At 71.5% G+C, this 15,926-nt stretch carries 12 protein-coding genes; 5 read left to right on the top strand and 7 right to left on the bottom strand.

Translation table 11 applies throughout. The features are described from left to right. Position 1: 1 nt before the first annotated feature. Positions 2–2,353, bottom strand: coding sequence for a malto-oligosyltrehalose synthase (gene treY, locus ABZ876_RS19895; protein ID WP_361782472.1), 2,352 nt, complete (start codon positions 2,351–2,353; stop codon positions 2–4). A 69-nt stretch (positions 2,354–2,422) separates the two neighbouring features. Beyond that, positions 2,423–4,531 carry a glycogen debranching protein GlgX gene (gene glgX / locus ABZ876_RS19900; RefSeq protein WP_361782474.1) on the bottom strand — a complete coding sequence of 703 codons (2,109 nt, stop codon included), beginning with the start codon at positions 4,529–4,531 and terminating at the stop codon, positions 2,423–2,425. A 206-nt stretch (positions 4,532–4,737) separates the two neighbouring features. Between glgX and ABZ876_RS19905 the strand changes: the two genes are divergently transcribed. The 4 genes from ABZ876_RS19905 (at position 4,738) to ABZ876_RS19920 (ending at position 9,148) form a co-directional block, all read left to right on the top strand. Further along, on the top strand, positions 4,738–5,517 hold the full coding sequence (locus ABZ876_RS19905; protein ID WP_361782476.1) for a Tat pathway signal sequence domain protein: 780 nt from the start codon (positions 4,738–4,740) through the stop codon (positions 5,515–5,517). Positions 5,518–5,638: 121 nt separating this feature from the next. Then, positions 5,639–6,943 (top strand): copper amine oxidase, encoded by a 1,305-nt coding sequence (locus ABZ876_RS19910; RefSeq protein WP_361782478.1) that lies wholly within the window; start codon positions 5,639–5,641, stop codon positions 6,941–6,943. Positions 6,944–7,070: 127 nt separating this feature from the next. After that, positions 7,071–8,309 (top strand): SAV2148 family HEPN domain-containing protein, encoded by a 1,239-nt coding sequence (locus ABZ876_RS19915; protein ID WP_361782481.1) that lies wholly within the window; start codon positions 7,071–7,073, stop codon positions 8,307–8,309. A gap of 116 nt (positions 8,310–8,425) precedes the next feature. Continuing rightward, complete coding sequence (locus ABZ876_RS19920; RefSeq protein ID WP_361782484.1) at positions 8,426–9,148, top strand: 3'-5' exonuclease; 723 nt, start codon at positions 8,426–8,428, stop codon at positions 9,146–9,148. 15 nt (positions 9,149–9,163) lie between these two features. Here ABZ876_RS19920 and ABZ876_RS19925 read toward each other — a convergent pair whose 3' ends face one another. Both ABZ876_RS19925 and ABZ876_RS19930 read right to left on the bottom strand, forming a co-directional pair. Then, complete coding sequence (locus tag ABZ876_RS19925; protein WP_361782487.1) at positions 9,164–10,027, bottom strand: aminoglycoside phosphotransferase family protein; 864 nt, start codon at positions 10,025–10,027, stop codon at positions 9,164–9,166. 385 nt (positions 10,028–10,412) lie between these two features. Next, complete coding sequence (locus ABZ876_RS19930) at positions 10,413–12,680, bottom strand: MMPL family transporter (RefSeq protein WP_361782490.1); 2,268 nt, start codon at positions 12,678–12,680, stop codon at positions 10,413–10,415. 232 nt (positions 12,681–12,912) lie between these two features. Here ABZ876_RS19930 and ABZ876_RS19935 point away from each other — a divergent pair, with 232 nt between their 5' ends. Continuing rightward, the gene (locus ABZ876_RS19935; RefSeq protein WP_361782493.1) at positions 12,913–13,467 is read left to right on the top strand and encodes a DUF1697 domain-containing protein; all 555 of its coding nucleotides are present in this window, start codon (positions 12,913–12,915) and stop codon (positions 13,465–13,467) included. Between the two features lie 51 nt (positions 13,468–13,518). Here the strand turns inward: ABZ876_RS19935 and ABZ876_RS19940 are convergent, their stop codons facing one another. Genes ABZ876_RS19940 through ABZ876_RS19950 form a run of 3 tightly spaced genes read right to left on the bottom strand, consistent with a single transcriptional unit; the run spans position 13,519 to position 15,919 of the window. Continuing rightward, positions 13,519–14,259, bottom strand: a complete 741-nt coding sequence (locus ABZ876_RS19940) for a sirohydrochlorin chelatase (protein WP_361782496.1) — start codon at positions 14,257–14,259, stop codon at positions 13,519–13,521. 6 nt (positions 14,260–14,265) lie between these two features. Next, positions 14,266–15,147, bottom strand: a complete 882-nt coding sequence (locus ABZ876_RS19945) for an ABC transporter permease (RefSeq protein WP_361782499.1) — start codon at positions 15,145–15,147, stop codon at positions 14,266–14,268. Beyond that, the gene (locus ABZ876_RS19950; RefSeq protein WP_361782502.1) at positions 15,134–15,919 is read right to left on the bottom strand and encodes an ABC transporter ATP-binding protein; all 786 of its coding nucleotides are present in this window, start codon (positions 15,917–15,919) and stop codon (positions 15,134–15,136) included. The genes ABZ876_RS19945 and ABZ876_RS19950 overlap by 14 nt, the downstream gene beginning before the upstream one ends. Positions 15,920–15,926 lie beyond the last annotated feature (7 nt).

A 15,926-nucleotide genomic window follows, 5' to 3' on the forward strand; every position in this document is an offset into this window, starting at 1 on the left:
CTCACTCCCCGGCGACCCGCTCCAGCAGCGCCACCGGCAGTCTCGCGAAAAGCTCCGCCACGCGCGTGTGCCCCTCGAACCGGCGCTCAGGGGCGAGCACGTCCGCCCACCGGCCGGGCGGCAGGGTCAAAGACGTGCCGCGCCAGCCGCCCGTCTCCGAGAGCCGCAGCGAGAGCCGGGTGACCGCGGTGAGCACCTCCTGCGACCGCACGAAGGCCACACAGTGCTCGGCGGCCGGACCCTCGGCCCCAAGCGGTGTGTACGTCCCCGGCGCGCCGAAGACCTCCGGGCGCCGCCGGCGCAGCCGCAGAGCCGCCGCGGTGAGTTCCGCCTTGTCCGAGGACCGCTTCCGGGGCGTGAAGGGCCCCCGGTTGTCCGGGTCTACCAGCGCCCGGTACTCGCCCTCCGTCCCCTGGTAGACGTCCGGCACTCCCGGCATCGTCAGCTGGACCAGCGCGGCCCCGAGGACGTTCGCCCCGATGTGCGGCGCCAGCGCGTTCCGGAACTCCATGACGGGCTCCCCCGGGGCACCGCACGGCCCCTGAGCGACAAACGCCGCCACCGCCTCCTCGTAGGCCGGTTCCTGCTCGGTCCACGTGGTGTGCAGCCCCGCCTCGCGCGCATGCTTGAGCAGCGCCCCGCACAGACGCTCGCGGTCGGCCCGCCCGAGTCCGAAGAGCGTCTGCCAGGCGGCCCACGCCAGGTGCGGGTCGGGTCCGGTGCCGCACGCGCGGGTCACCTCGGCCAGTACGTCGGCCCAGCGCTCCGGGCACTGGGTGAGTACCGAGACCGCGGCCCGCACATCCGCGCTGCGCTTGGTGTCGTGCGTGGACAGCACGGTCCCGGCGGCGGGCCAGTCGCGCTGTACGCGCGCGCAGTACGCGTGGAAGTCCTCCGGGGCGACGGCGGGGGCGCCGGGATCGCCGCCCACCTCGTTGGCGGACAGCAGCGGCACGTAGCGGTAGAACGCCGTGTCCTCCACGGACTTGGCGCGCAGTGCCGACGCCGTCTGCGCGAACCGGGCCCGGAACCCGGCGTGCGCGGGCCCGTCGCCGGCCCGCCCCAGCGCCAGGTCCCTTACGGCGGTCACCGCATGGGCCTCCTCGGGCACGGTGAAGGCCGCGCGGGCCTCGGCGGCGGCCTCCTCGGTGACGACCGAGGCGGCGTCCTGCGAGGCGTACGGCCGGTACACCTCCAGGCGGACCAGGAGTTCGCGCAGCGCGGTGCGCAGCGCCCAGGGTGCGTGGTCGCGCAGCGCGGGGTCCGGGGACGTCCCGCACAGGTGGCTCGCCACGCGTGTGAGGTGGTCCACCTCGGCCGCCAGCTCGTGGGTGACCACCCGGTACGCGGCGCGCCGCACGGTGGAGGCCCAGTGGCCGCCGCGGTCGCCCAAGGGGGCCGCGAACCGCCGGTAGTGGCCGAGCAGGCGACCGGCGCCCACGCGGTCCGTGAACAGCCCGTCCACCTGGCGCAGGGCGTCGTATCCGGTGGTGCCCGCGACCGGCCAGGCGGAGGGCAGATGCTCGTTTGCGGCGAGGATCTTCTCCACCACGGTCCACCGCCCCCCGGTGGCCTCGTGCAGGCGGCGCAGATACCCTTCCGGGTCGGCCAGCCCGTCCGGGTGGTCCACGCGCAGACCCTCGATCACTCCCTCGTCGATCAGCCGCAGGAGTGCCGCGTGGGTGGCCGTGAAGACCTCCGGGTCCTCCACACGCACCCCGATGAGTTCGGAGATGGTGAAGAACCGGCGGTAGTTCAGTTCCGTACGGGCCAGCCGCCACCACACCGGGCGGTACCACTGGGCGTCGAGCAGCTGCGGCAGCGGCAGCGTCGAGGTGCCCTCGCGCAGCGGGAACACATGGTCGTGGTAGCGCAGCACGTCCCCGTCGACCTTCAGCTGCCCGGTCTCCTCGCCGAGCCGGCGCCCGAGCACGGGCAGCAGCAGCTGCCCGCCCCCCGCTTCCCAGTCGATGTCGAACCAGCGCGCGTACGGCGACTCGGGCCCTTCGCGCAACACCTCCCACAGGGGCCGGTTGTGGCGCGGGGAGGCGGCCATGTGGTTGGGCACGATGTCCACGACCAGGCCCAGCCCGTGCTCCCGGGCGGTACGGGACAGGGCACGCAGCCCCGCCTCACCGCCGAGTTCCTCCCGTACGCGCGCGTGGTCGACGACGTCGTAGCCGTGCGTCGACCCGGGGACGGCCTCCAGGACGGGGGAGAGATGCAGATGCGAGACGCCGAGTGCGGCCAGATACGGCACGGCCGCCTCGGCCGCGCCGAACGGGAACTCCGGCTGGAGCTGGAGCCGGTAGGTGGCCGTGGGCACCGGCGGGGCGGGACGCTCAGGTGTCATGGAAACCTACGTACCCGCCCCGCCGGCATTCGTGCCCGGGACGCGCCGCCGGGCGCCGTCCGGCCTCGCCTAGGCGGGCCGCTGCAACACCACCAGGCTCCGGTCCACCAGTGTCAGCCGGCCCCCCGCCGCGACCTTGTCGCCGGTGCCCGGTGACAGCCCCTCCGGGAGGGAGGTGTCGACGACGACCTGCCACTGACGCCCGTGGTCGACCGGCACCGCGAACTCCAGCGTTTTCGGCGAGGCGTTGAACATCAGCAGGAAGGAGTCGTCGGCGATGCGCTCCCCGCGCGGGCCCGGCTCGGAGATCGCGTTGCCGTTGAGGAACACGGTCAGCGCGCCTGCCTGCGCCGATGTCCAGTCCCGCTGGGTCATCTCCTGGCCCTGCGGGGTGAACCAGGCGATGTCGGACAGCTCGTCGTGCGTGCCCTGTACCGGGCGGCCGTGGAAGAAGCGGCGCCGGCGGAAGACCGGGTGGTCCCGGCGCAGCCACACCATCGCGCGCGTGAACTCCAGCAGCTCGCTGCCGTCCTCGGGCCACTCCACCCAGGACAGCTCGTTGTCCTGGCAGTAGGCGTTGTTGTTGCCCCGCTGGGTCCGCGCGAACTCGTCGCCGTGGCTGAGCATCGGCACGCCCTGGGAGAGCATCAGCGTGGCGATGAAGTTCCGCATCTGCCGGCCGCGCAGCTCGAGCACCGCCGGGTCGTCGGTCTCGCCCTCGGCCCCGCAGTTCCAGGACCGGTTGTGGTTCTCCCCGTCGCGGTTGTCCTCGCCGTTGTCCTCGTTGTGCTTGTCGTTGTACGCGACGAGGTCGTGCAGCGTGAACCCGTCGTGGCAGGTCACGAAGTTGATCGAGGCCAGCGGCCGTCGGCCGTCGTCCTGGTAGAGGTCCGAGGAGCCGGTCAGCCGGGAGGCGAACTCCGCGAGCGTGCGGGGCTCGCCTCGCCACAGGTCCCGAACGGTGTCGCGGTACTTGCCGTTCCACTCGGTCCACAGGGGCGGGAAGTTGCCCACCTGGTAGCCGCCCTCGCCCACGTCCCAGGGCTCGGCGATCAGCTTCACCTGGGAGACCACCGGGTCCTGCTGGACCAGGTCGAAGAACGACGACAGCCGGTCGACCTCGTGGAACTGCCGGGCCAGCGTCGCCGCGAGGTCGAAGCGGAAGCCGTCCACATGCATCTCGGTGACCCAGTAGCGCAGCGAGTCCATGATCAGTTGCAGCACGTGCGGAGAGCGCATCAGCAGGGAGTTGCCGGTGCCGGTCGTGTCCATGTAGTAGCGCGGGTCGTCCGTCAGGCGGTAGTACGAGGGGTTGTCGATGCCTCGGAAGGAGAGCGTCGGCCCGAGGTGGTTGCCCTCGGCGGTGTGGTTGTAGACGACGTCCAGGATGACCTCGATGCCGGCCTCGTGCAGCGCGCGGACGGCCGACTTGAACTCCAGGACCTGCTGGCCGCGGTCGCCCCAGGAGGCGTAGGCGTTGTGGGGGGCGAAGAAGCCGATGGTGTTGTAGCCCCAGTAGTTGGCGAGGCCCATGTCCACCAGACGGTGGTCGTTGACGAACTGGTGTACGGGCATCAGCTCCAGCGCCGTGACACCCAGCTCGGTCAAGTGTTCGATGATGGCCGGGTGGGCGAGCGCCGCATACGTACCGCGCAGCTCGTCGGGCAGCGCCGGGTGGCGCATCGTCATGCCCTTCACATGGGCCTCGTAGATCACCGTGCGGTGGTACTCGGTGTGCGGCCGGCGGTCGTCGCCCCAGTCGAAGTAGGGGTTGATCACCACGGACGCCATGGTGTGGGGCGCCGAGTCGAGGTCGTTGCGCTTGTCGGGCGAGCCGAAGGGATAGCCGTACACCTCCTCGCCCCAGCGCACGGAGCCGCTGACGGCGCGCGCGTACGGGTCGAGCAGCAGCTTCGCCGAGTTGCAGCGCAGCCCGCGCTCGGGGGCGTACGGGCCGTGCACCCTGAAGCCGTACCGCTGGCCGGGCATCACCCCGGGCAGATACGCGTGGCGGACGAATGCGTCGGTCTCCCGCAGCTCCACCGCCGTCTCCGAGCCGTCGTCGTGCAGCAGACACAGCTCGATCCGGTCGGCGGTCTCGGAAAAGACCGCGAAGTTGGTCCCTGCGCCGTCGTAGGTGGCGCCGAGCGGATATGCCTCTCCAGGCCAGACCTGCATGGACACGACTCTCCCGGTTGTCCTGGCCCCGAGGGGCGCCCTGAAGCCGAGTCTTCCCCGAAAGCGAGGGAACCTCCTATGACTTACATCCCTCTTAGCAGTCGACCAGTGCATACGGGGTAAATCGCAGCCACCCGGGCGACCGCGTATGCCGAACCAGTGGGGCACGAGCCACTCCCGGCGACACAGGGGGAGTAGGGGGAAATGTGCGCAGAATGGTGCGCCGCCACCTGGGCAAGGTGGTGGCGGGCGCGGCCATCGCGGTGACGGGGACCGCCGTGATGGTCGGGATCACGCTTCCGGGCTCGGTGTCGGCCGAGGAATCCGGAGCCCGGGGCGGCGGACCCGCAGCCGGGCAGGCCGAGGGCGGCCGGCAGCAGGCGGCGGCGCCGGGTGTCGTCGAGCGGGCGCCCGCCGAGGGAGAGAAGGGCGAGATCAAGCGAGCCGAACGCATCGCGCTGACCCGGCAGCAGTTCGCCGCCGGCGAGGACGTCGAGGGCGGAAAGGGCCCGCAGCGGCTGAGCGTCGACCTCGCCGAGCCGGACCCGGACCACCTGGACGACCCGCACGCGCCGCGCCGCGCGGACGTCACGTTCTACGACTACAAGGACGACGCCCTCGTCACCAGGACCGTCGATCTGGAGACCGGGAAGGTCGAGCGGACCGGCACCCAGCACGGAGTGCAGCCGCCTCTCGTTCCGGACGAGAACGCCGAGGCGGCCAGGCTGCTGATCGCGGACCCGCTCGGCGCGGGTCTGAAGTCCGACTACAAGGACGCCACCGGCAGGGACCTGACCTCCCCCGGCCGGCTGACGCTCACGAGCATCGTCTACCGGGCGGTCCCCGGAGCCCAGCCGGCCGCACTCGACCAGTGCGGGCGGCACCGCTGCGTGCGGCTCTTCCCGAAGGTCCCGAACGGCTCCTGGATAGACAGCCGTTCCTTCGTGGTCGACCTGAGCGCCCGGAAGGTCGGCAAGCTCGCCTGAGGCACGCGCGCCGCCGCCGGACACGACCTCGCCCCGGGCCGGGGGCGCACCGTCCGGCCTTCCTCACCCCTCACCTTCCCGCTCCGTCTTTCCCGCTCTGTGCAGGAGGAGTCTCTTCGTCATGCGCGTGAACAGAATCGGCCGCGCCCGCAGGCCGGCCCTGACCGGCCTCCTGGCGGCCGGGCTCGCCTTCGGCGGCACGGCGGCCGCACCGGCCGCCACCCAGCCCCGGGCCGCGGCCCAGCCGGCCGCCCAGTGCAGTGCGGCGTACCGGATCGAGCAGAAGCTCTCCACCGGAACCACCTGGCGGATGTGCTGGCGCTACGACAGCCACGCCGGGCTCGTCCTGGAGCACGTCTCCTATCAGCCGCCCGGTGAGGCCCGCCCGATCCAGGTCCTCAACAGTGCGCGGCTCGCCCAGATCGACGTGCCCTACGACGACGGGTCGGTCGAGTACAGCGACCTGACCGGCGCGGGCTTCGGGCAGGGGCTGTCCGCGATGGCGCCCGCCGAGTGCCCCGGCGGCACCATCAAGGCGGTCAAGGTGCCGAACGCTCCGGACCCACGGCACCCCGACGTCAACGGCCTGTGCACGACGACCCGTTCACGCGGCCACGCCTACCGCATGCAGAGCGACACCGGGAACAAGGTCTACCAGGCGCAGGGAAAGGACCTGCTGATCTACACGGTCAACAAGGTCGGCTGGTACGAGTACATCACCGAGTGGCGCTTCCAGGACGACGGCACGGTCAACATGAACGTCGGCGCGACCGGCAGCCTCTCGCCGCTCGACTACGACGCGGGCGACGGCCGCGGCTGGCCGATCGGCAAGGGTGCCAGGGCGTACGCCACCAGCCACAGCCACAACGTCTTCTGGCGGCTCGACTTCGGCCTCGACGGCTCCTCCAGGAACCACGTCGAGCAGTACGACTCCCGGGTCAGCCCGCCGGCGCGCGGCGCCCAGGCGCCGAGCAACAAGACCACCCGCACGAACATCACCAAGGAACTCGCGGGCGACGTCCGGAACATGCGCTGGTGGCGGGTCGTCAGCGACACCGGCAAGAACAAGGACGGCCATGCGCGCTCCTACGAACTCGTCCCGGGTGCCAGCACCAAATACCTCGGGCGCGAATTCACCCGCCACGACCCCTACTTCACCGAGTACGACAGGTGCGAGCAGTTCGCCAGCGACAACCTGGGCAACTGCGGCCGCGGCGCGGGCAAGTCGGTCGACAAGTGGGTCAACGGACAGACGCTCACTCACCCGGTGGTGTGGGTGAACGTCGGCTTCCATCACATCGCGCGCGACGAGGACCAGCAGCCCATGCCGGTCCACTGGCAGGGCTTCTCGATCGCTCCGCGCGACGTCACGGCTATGAATCCCCTCACGCCGCCGGCCCTGGCGGGTCAGAACGGGCGTCCGTGAGCCGGTAGTTGAGAAACGACCCTGTCCATCCGGCTGCATCCCGCCGCTCTCCCGGAGTAGTCTTCCTTGATCGTTGGCTGGGGCCTGGCCCCTGAGGAGGCTCGGGGGAGCGGAAGGCGGTGCGCGGGTGGGCTCGGGAGGGCTGGAGCTGCCCCCTGGTGACGAGGGTCATGAGGGGAACTCCGCGGAGGTCCCGCCCGGGGCGGTGTCCCTGGCACGTCCGATGGAAATGGGCTCCATCGGACCGGAACTGGACTGGAACGCCGAGGCGTGGCGCGAGGTACGGACCCGCGCCCAGCGGGCGGGACGCGCCTACATCTGGCTGAATCTGGTCGAACAGCGGCTGCGCGCGGTCGTAGGCGCTGTTCTCCGGCCCATCTACGAACCCGTCCACGGCGACGACTGGGTCGTCGCCGCGGCCGGGCCGGCCGGTCAGGAGTGGGTGCAGCGGGCGGTCGCGGTACGCGAAGTCAGCCGTCGCAAGGGCTACTTGCTCGACCCCGCCGACGACAACGTCCTCAGCTTCCTGACGCTGCCGCAGCTGCGCGAGCTGATGGTGCAGCACTGGCCGTGCTTCGAGCCGTACATCGACGAGCGCCGTGACGTCGAACTCGCCCTCGACGAACTCGAAGTGACCCGGAACGTGGTCTCACGCAACCGTGCCCTGTCGGAGGCGGTGCTCGCCCAGGCCGAACGCGCCTCCGCCCGGCTCCTGGAGGTCCTCGGCGCGGGTGGCGACGTGCCCTCCGCGCGCCGGCTGCCCGTGGACGCGGTCGAGGACCTGGTGGGCGACCGGTACGCGGACGTGGTCGCCGTCCATCCGGACCGGGTGCGGCTGCTGCGGCAGTTTCCCGCCGAGGACATCTTCGGCGGTGCCCGCCGCCTCGACGCCATCGGCATCGGCCTCAACCTGCTCGTGCAGAACTTCTCCGGGCGCCGGCTGGTGCGCCTCGCGGAGTCGGGCTGCCGGGTGCGCCTGCTGTTCCTCAACCCCGCCTCCAGCGCGGTCAAACGGCGCGAGCGCGAACTCGGCATCAAGAAGGGCGAGCTGAGCCGGGCCGTCGAGATGAACATCCTGCACATGCGCCGGGTGCGTGCCCGGCTCCGCGACCCGGGCGCATTCGAGATCCAGGTCTTCGACGAGACGCCCCGCTTCACCGCGTACCTGGTGGACGGGGACGGATCGGACGGGATCGCGGTGGTGCAGTCCTATCTGCGGCGCAGCCGGGGCATGGAGGCGCCGGTGCTGGTGCTGCGCAACGGCAACCGGGTCGTCAAGTCGGAGGATGCCGACGAGGGTGGGCTCTTCCCGACCTACCGCGAGGAGTTCGAACTGGCTTGGGCTGATTCACGTCCTGTGTCCTGAACTGTCCCATGCGGAGCGCCCCAGGTACGCGAGCGGAGCGCGGTCCTCGGATTGTCAGTGGTGCATGCGAAGGTGAAGGCCACTGGGGGAAAGCACCACCGAGAAGGGGGGCCGCCATGGCCTGGCACCGAGAGCTGCTGATCGGCTTCGACCTGGAGACGACCGGGACGGATCCGTATGAGGCGCGCATCGTCACGGGGGCGGTGATCGAGGTCAAGGACGGGCAGCCGCTCGGCCGCCGCGACTGGCTGGCCGACCCCGGCGTGGAGATCCCGGCGGACGCGGTGGCGGTGCACGGGATCAGCAACGAGCGGGCGGCCGCCGAGGGCAGCCCCGCCGACCGGGTCGCGGATGCCATCGCCGACGTCCTGGTGGGCTACTGGAAGACGGGCGTCCCCGTCGTCGCGTACAACGCGTCCTTCGACCTGACCCTGCTCACGGCCGAGCTGCGCCGGTACGGGCTGCCCTCGCTGCGCGATCGGCTGGGTGGCCAGGAGCCCGCGCCCGTCATCGACCCCTACACCATCGACCGCCGGGCCGACCGCTACCGCCCCGGCAAGCGCACCCTCGAGGCGGTCTGCACGGAGTACGGCGTCGTGCTGGAGTCGGCGCACAACGCCTGCGCGGACGCCCTGGCCGCAGCCCGGCTCGCGGGCGCGATAGCCGGCCGCCACCCGAAGATCGCGGCGCTCGGCCCGGCGGAGCTGCACCGCCGTCAGATCGGGTGGCACGCGGACTGGGCGGCGGACTTCCAGGCGTTTCTGCGCCGCAAGGGGGACACGGAGGCCGTGGTGGACGGGGCCTGGCCGCTGCGGGAGGCGGCGGCCCACAAGGTCTGACGGGGACGCACGGGCTCAGAAGGGATACCAGCGCACGGTCTCGTCCCCGTCCCGCAGGGACGCCACCCGCCGCTCGAACTCGGCGAGCGCCTTGGGATTGCTCGGCGCGTGCTGTGCGACCCAGGCACAGCTGGCGGTCTCGCGCGCCCCGCGCAGCACGGAGCAGCCCTCCCATCCGCGCACGTCCCAGCCGTACGTCCGGGTGAAGGAGTCGTACGCCTCGGCGGGCAGCCCGTAGCGATCACGGGTCAGGGCCATGACCACCAGGTCGTGCTCCCGTAGATCCGAGGCGAAGGTCTCCAGGTCCACCAGAACCGGTCCGTCCGGGCCGACGTGCACATTCCGGGGCAGTGCGTCGCCGTGGATCGGGCCGGGCGGCAGATGCGGGGTCAGTGCCGCCGCGGCGGTGGCGAACCCGTCCCGGCGCTCGCGCAGATACGCCGCGTCCGCCGGGTCGATCGCGCTGCCCGCCAGCCGCAGCCAGCGCTCCACACCGCCCAGCAGTTCGCGGGACGGCAGACCGAAGGAGGGGGAGGGGAGGGCGTGCACGATCCGCAACAGTCCGGCCAGGTCCCGCGGCTCGGCGGGACGTACGGGATCGGGGAGCCGGTGCCACAGCGTCACCGGGTGGCCGTCCACGAGGAGGGGTCGGGGATCGGCGGCCCGTACCGCCGGGACGCCCTCCTCGGCGAGCCAGACGGCGATGTCCAGCTCCCGCCGTGCCCGGTCCAGGAGCTCGGCGTCACGGCCCACCTTGACCACCAGGTCACCGGCGCCGAACACCGCGTTCTCACCCAGGGCGAGGAGCCGCGCCACTTCGGCCGGGCGGGGCAGCACGTCCACCGCCGCCAGCACCTCGCGCGCCGTTGCCTCGTCCATCCGTTCGCCTCCGTGCCTCGACGCGGTCCTCGACGCCCTCGCCGAACGGCCGGGAGCACATACCCGGGACTACCCTCGCCAGCCGTCCAGCCGTCCAGCCGTCCAGCCGTCCAGCCGTCCAGCCGTCCAGCCGTCCAGCCGTCCGGTCGTCCAGCCGTTGAGCCGTCCGGTCGTCCGGTCGTCCAGCCGTTGAGCCGTCCGCGGTCGTCCGCGGTCGTCCGGTCGTCTCCAGCCGTCAGTCTCGCATCACCGGCGTCTCGGCCCGGAAGCGGCCGGTCGCCCCGGCGGGAGGCCGAAGTCCGTCAGCGCGCCACGGTCGCCGGCCGGCACGGCAGCGTGGCCGGGGTGGAGCCACCCCGGCCACGTGTGCCCTCGGAGGAAGGGATCAGACCCCGACCTTCTCCCCCTCCACCGCCGGCGGCTGAGGCGGCTGGGCCGTCAGGGCCGACTCGTCGTGCGTCAGGTCGGGCAGCCGGCGCAGCCACTTGGGCAGGTACCAGTTCCGCTCACCGAGCAGGGCCATCACCGCCGGGAGCAGCACGCCCCGGATGACGGTCGCGTCGATGAGCACCGCCGCGGCGAGGCCCACACCCATCTGCTTCATGGACTGCATCGACAGCGTGCCGAAGATCGCGAAAACGGCGACCATGATGACCGCGGCGCTTGTGACGACCCCGGCCGTGGTCACCACGCCGTGCGCGATGGCCTCCTTCGTCGTACGGCCCCGCAGACGCGCCTCGCGGATCCGGGACACCACGAACACGTGGTAGTCCATCGACAGCCCGAACAGGATGACGAAGAGGAACAGCGGCAGCCAGGTGACGATGGCGCCCACGCCATGGGCGCCCACCAGTGACGCGCCCCAGCCGTGCTGGAAGACGGCGACCAGAATGCCGTACGCCGCGCCGACCGACAGAAGGTTGAGCGCGATCGAGGTGACCGCGACCGTCAGCGAGCGGAAGGACAGAAGCATCAGCAGGAAGGCGAAGACCACGACGAACGCGAACACCGGGACCACCGAGCCGACGAGCTGGTCGTTGAAGTCGTGCGAACCCGCGACCTGCCCGGTGATCGGCGCCTGCACCCCGTCGACCTTGCCGAGGGTGTCCGGCCGCACCTTGTCGCGCAGCAGCTCCAGGCTCCTGCCCGCCTTGTCCAGGTCCGAGCCGCCGACCAGCGGCACGGAGATCACGGCCACGTTCTGCGCGTCGTGCAGCCGGATTTCGACCGGACCCCGCGAGGCGCCCGAACTGATCGCCTGCGCACGGAAATCGGTGAGCGCCGCCTTCACGTCGGGGGCGTTGATGTCCTTCGCCCGGACGATGACCTGGGCCGGCTCGGAGCCGCCCGGGAAGGCGTCGTTGACACGGTTGTACGTGGCCACGATGGGCAGCTTGTCGCCGAACTCCTGGTCCATGGTCAGGTTCTGGGTCTTCATGCCGAGCGCGGGCGCCGCGACGGCCAGCAGGGCACCCGCCGCGACCACCAGCGACACGGCGGGCCTGGCGAGGACGACCTTGAGCACGGCACCCCACAACCGGCTGCCCTCACCGGAGGACCGGGCGCCGCGCTCGCGCCGCTTGTCCGGGTGCAGGAACGGCAGACGTCCCTTCTCCACCCGCTCGCCGAGGAGGGACAGCAGCGCGGGCAGCACGGTCACCGAACCGACCATGGCCACCGCCACCACCATCAGGGAGGCCAGACCCATCGCCTCGAAGGTGGCGATCCCCGTGAAGAGCATGCCCGCCATGGCGACGCAGACGGTGACACCGGAGACGATGACGGCGCGCCCGCTGGTCGCGGCGGCGATCTGCAGCGCGGTGCGCGGATCCCGGCCGGCCGCGCGCTCCTCACGCTCGCGCCGCAGATAGAACAGGCAGTAGTCGACGCCCACGGCCATGCCCACCAGCAGCATCACGGAGTTGGCGGTGTCGCTCATCGGCTGAACATGGCTGACGACGCCCATCAGGCCCATCGTCGCCATGATCGCGGTGATGGCGAGCGCGACCGGGAGCAGCGCGGCGACCAGCGCGCCGAACGCGATCAGCAGTATGCCGAGCGCCACCGGAACCGCGGAGTACTCGGCCTGCTTGAAGTCGTCCCCGAACGCGTCGGAGAACGTCTTCTGCATGCTGGCACCGCCGATCTCCTCGATCCGCAGCTGTCCGTGCTCCTTCTGCACCCCGGCGACGGCCTTCAGCACCGGCTCGACCCGGTCACCCGCGGTGTCCGCGTCTCCCCGCATGTCGAACTGCACCAGCGCGCTGCGGCCGTCCCTGGAAATGGTCTTGGTGTCGTACGGAGACGTCACATTCGTCACCCGCCCGGTGCCCTCGACGGCCCGCACGACCGCGGTGACGGCCGAACGGAACCCCGGGTCCGTGGTGGTGGTCCGGCCGTCCCTGGCCTGGATCAGGACGGTCTCACCGGCCGGCTGCTCGATGCCCGCGTCCTGGATGATCTGTGCGGCGGTGTGTGTCTCGCCGCCCATCTGGTCGCTTTCCTTGACGTCGACCCGGCCGGCCGCCGAGCCGGCGGCCATGGCCAGGACGACGAACAGCACCCAGATGCCGACGGCAGCCCATCGGTGCCGGGCGCTCCAGCCGCCGGCCCGCGCGGCGATGCCCCGCACCCGTGTGTCTCCGTTCCCCATGACGGGCTTGCCCCCTCGTGTGCGGGTGACGGCCCCCTGCCGCCACCGTTCGCTTCGACGGTAGGGGCGGTACACGGTCCTCACGTCGTGCTCGTCGGTGAACCGCGCAGCCCCCGGCTCCTCCCCTCGGACCCCGTCGCCTCACCATCGGGGAGGAGAACGACCCCTTACACCTACTCCGGGTTCTCAGGGCCCGGCATCAGGGTTCCCGTGGCCGCTCTATGGTGAGCGGGTGACGACGATGTACGCGGCACTGCTGCGCGGGATCAACGTGGGCGGCAGCAGAAAGCTGCCGATGGCCGATCTGCGCGCCCTCCTGGAGGGGCTCGGCTACGAGGGGGCCCGCACCTACCTCCAGAGCGGCCAGGCCGTCTTCGCCTGCGACCACGGTGACGAGGAGTCCCTGGCCGCCGAACTGACCGGGGCGATCGAGCAGCGCTTCGGCTTCCTTGTCGATGTGCTCGTGCGCGACCACGCCTACCTGACGTCCGTACGCGACGCCTGTCCGTTCCCCGCGGACCGGCTGGAGGCCAAGCAGCTGCACGTCACCTACTTCTCGCGACCGGTCGACGCCGGGCGGTTCGCCGAGGTCGACCCGGCCGCGTATCTGCCGGAGCAGTTCCGGCTGGGCGATCGCGCCCTCTACCTCCACACCCCCGACGGGCTCGGCCGGTCCAAGCTGGCCGAGTGCCTCTCGAGGCCCCGGCTGACCAAGGGGCTCATCGCCACCACACGGAACTGGAACACCGTCGTCAAGCTGGTCGAGTTGACCGCGCGGACAGGGTGACCCGGAGCGAAGGAGGCACAGGGGTCACTTCGTGACGCCCCGGCGCTTCGGTCAGGCACCGAGCGCCGCGAGGGCCGGCAGCCGGGCCTGGTCGTAGCGGTCCAGCACGACACGCGCCACCTCCGGCGCGGGTCCCAGGACCTCGGCCAGGACGTCCGCTCCGACGGCGCCCCGGGCGATGCGGTCCGGCAGGAAGCCGGGGGCCAGGACGTACGGCGCCACGGCCACGCGCGCGCAGCCGGCCGCCCGCAGATCGCGCACCGCGTCCTCCGTGCGTGGAAGGGATGCGGAGGCGAACGCAGGCCGCACGGCGCACCAACCGGTGTGCCGCCACTCCCGCGCGATATCTGCGATCACTGCGATCGCCTCCGGGTCCGTGGATCCCGCCGAGGCCAGCACGACCCCGGTCGAGGACTTTTCGGCGGGGGTCAGCCCCGCCTCGTACAGCCGTCGCTCCAGGGCGTGCAGCAGCAGCGGGGAGGGGCCGAGGACGTCCGCCTGCCGGATCCGCAGCCGGGACGGCGCCTCCCGCAGGACGGCCGGGATGTCCGCCTTCGCGTGGAACGCGCGCGTCAGGAGCAGGGGCAGGGCCACGACGTCGCGCACGCCCTCTGCCGCCAGGGACTCCAGCACCCCGTGCACGGAGGGCACGTTGAAGTCCAGGAAGCCGGTCTCCACACGCAGCCCCGGCCGCAGCGACCGTACCCGGCGCACGAGGGCGTGCACGGTCGCTGCGTGCCGCGGGTCGCGGCTGCCGTGGGCGATGACGAGAAGGACCGGCTTGTGGTGCATGGGACGTCAGCTCTTCACCAGCAGGCCGCGGCTGCGCAGCACCCACCGCTCCAGCGGACTGAAGATCAGCAGGTCGATGGCGATACCGACGAACAGAATGAGGAAGATGGCCTCGAACACCATGGACATGGAACTGACGTTGCGCCCGTTCTCCAGCAGCGCGCCCAGGCCGATGCCCAGGTCGGGGGAGGAGGCGATGATCTCCGCCGCCATCAGCGAGCGCCAGGAGAAGGCCCAGCCCTGCTTCAGACCGGCCAGATAGCCCGGCAGCGAGGCCGGCAGGACTATGTGCCACGCGCCCTTCAGACCGGTCGCGCCCATCGTGCGGCCCGCGCGCAGGAACAGCGGCGGCACCTGGTCGATGCCGGAGACCAGGCCGTTGGCGATGGAGGGGACCGCCCCCAGCAGGATCACCGCGTACATCATCGAGTTGTTCAGGCCCAGCCAGATCACCGCCGGCGGCACCCACGCCACGGACGGCAGCGACTGCAGGCCGGACAGGACCGGGCCGATCGCCGCGCGCACGAACTTCACCCGCGCCACCAGCAGGCCCAGAGGGGTGCCGATGGCCAGCGCGAACAGGAAGCCCAGCAGACCGCGCGAGACACTCGTCCAGATGTAGCCGAGCAGTTTGCCTTCCATCCAGGCGTTCTTGAACTCGGTGCCCACGTCGGCGGGCGACGGCAGCTTCGTCGGGTCGACGATCTCGAACGAGATCAGGGCCTGCCACACGACCAGGACCACCGCGGTGGCGACGAGCGGGGGCAGGATCTTGCTGGTGAGGGTCTGCCGGAACGGCGTCCGGCGGGTGACGGCGGTCTCCAGGGCGTCCAGGCCCGCCTCGACGGTCCCCGCGTCCGCGGCGGTCTTCGTCTCAGTGCTGGCCATGACGGCGGATCTCCCCACGCAGTACATCGGTGATCTCAAGGGACAGTTCGGCGACCGGCGCGTCCTCGATGCGCCGCGGCTGCGGGATGTCCACCCGCCACTCACGGGCCACCCGCCCCGGACGGGACGACAGCAGCACGACCCGCTGCGCAAGCCGCACCGCCTCGCGCACGTTGTGCGTGACGAAGAGGACCGACAGCCCCGTCTCCGCCCAGATCCGGGTCAGTTCGTCGTGCAGCAGGTCGCGGGTGATCGCGTCGAGCGCCGCGAACGGCTCGTCCATCAGCAGCAGCTGGCTGTCCTGGGCGATCGCCCGGGCCATGGCCACGCGCTGGCGCATACCACCGGACAGCTCGTGCACCCGCTTGGCGTACGAACCCTTCAGCCGCACGAGTTCGAGCAGCTCCTCGGCCCGGCCGCGCCGCTCGCTCTTCGGTACGCCCCTCAACTTCAGGGCGAGTTCGATGTTCTTGCCCGCGGTCAGCCACGGGAACAGGGCATGCTCCTGGAACATCAGTGCGGGACGCCCATGGGTCGTGATGCTGCCGGCGGAGGGATCGTCGAGCCCCGCCACCAGGTTCAGCAGGGTCGACTTGCCGCAGCCCGAGGCCCCCAGGAGGGTGACGAACTCACCCGGTGCGACATCCAGCGTGATGTCGTCGAGAACGAGCTGCTGCCCGGCGGGCCCGGAGAAGGACTTCGAGACGTGCTCGATGCGGGCGGCGTACTCGACCGCCTCGACGTCATCGGCCTTGGCGAGGGCGGTTGCCATGATCGTC

Origin of the sequence: Streptomyces sp. NPDC046931 (assembly GCF_040644655.1) — a bacterium.
Classification (GTDB): Bacteria; Actinomycetota; Actinomycetes; order Streptomycetales; family Streptomycetaceae; genus Streptomyces.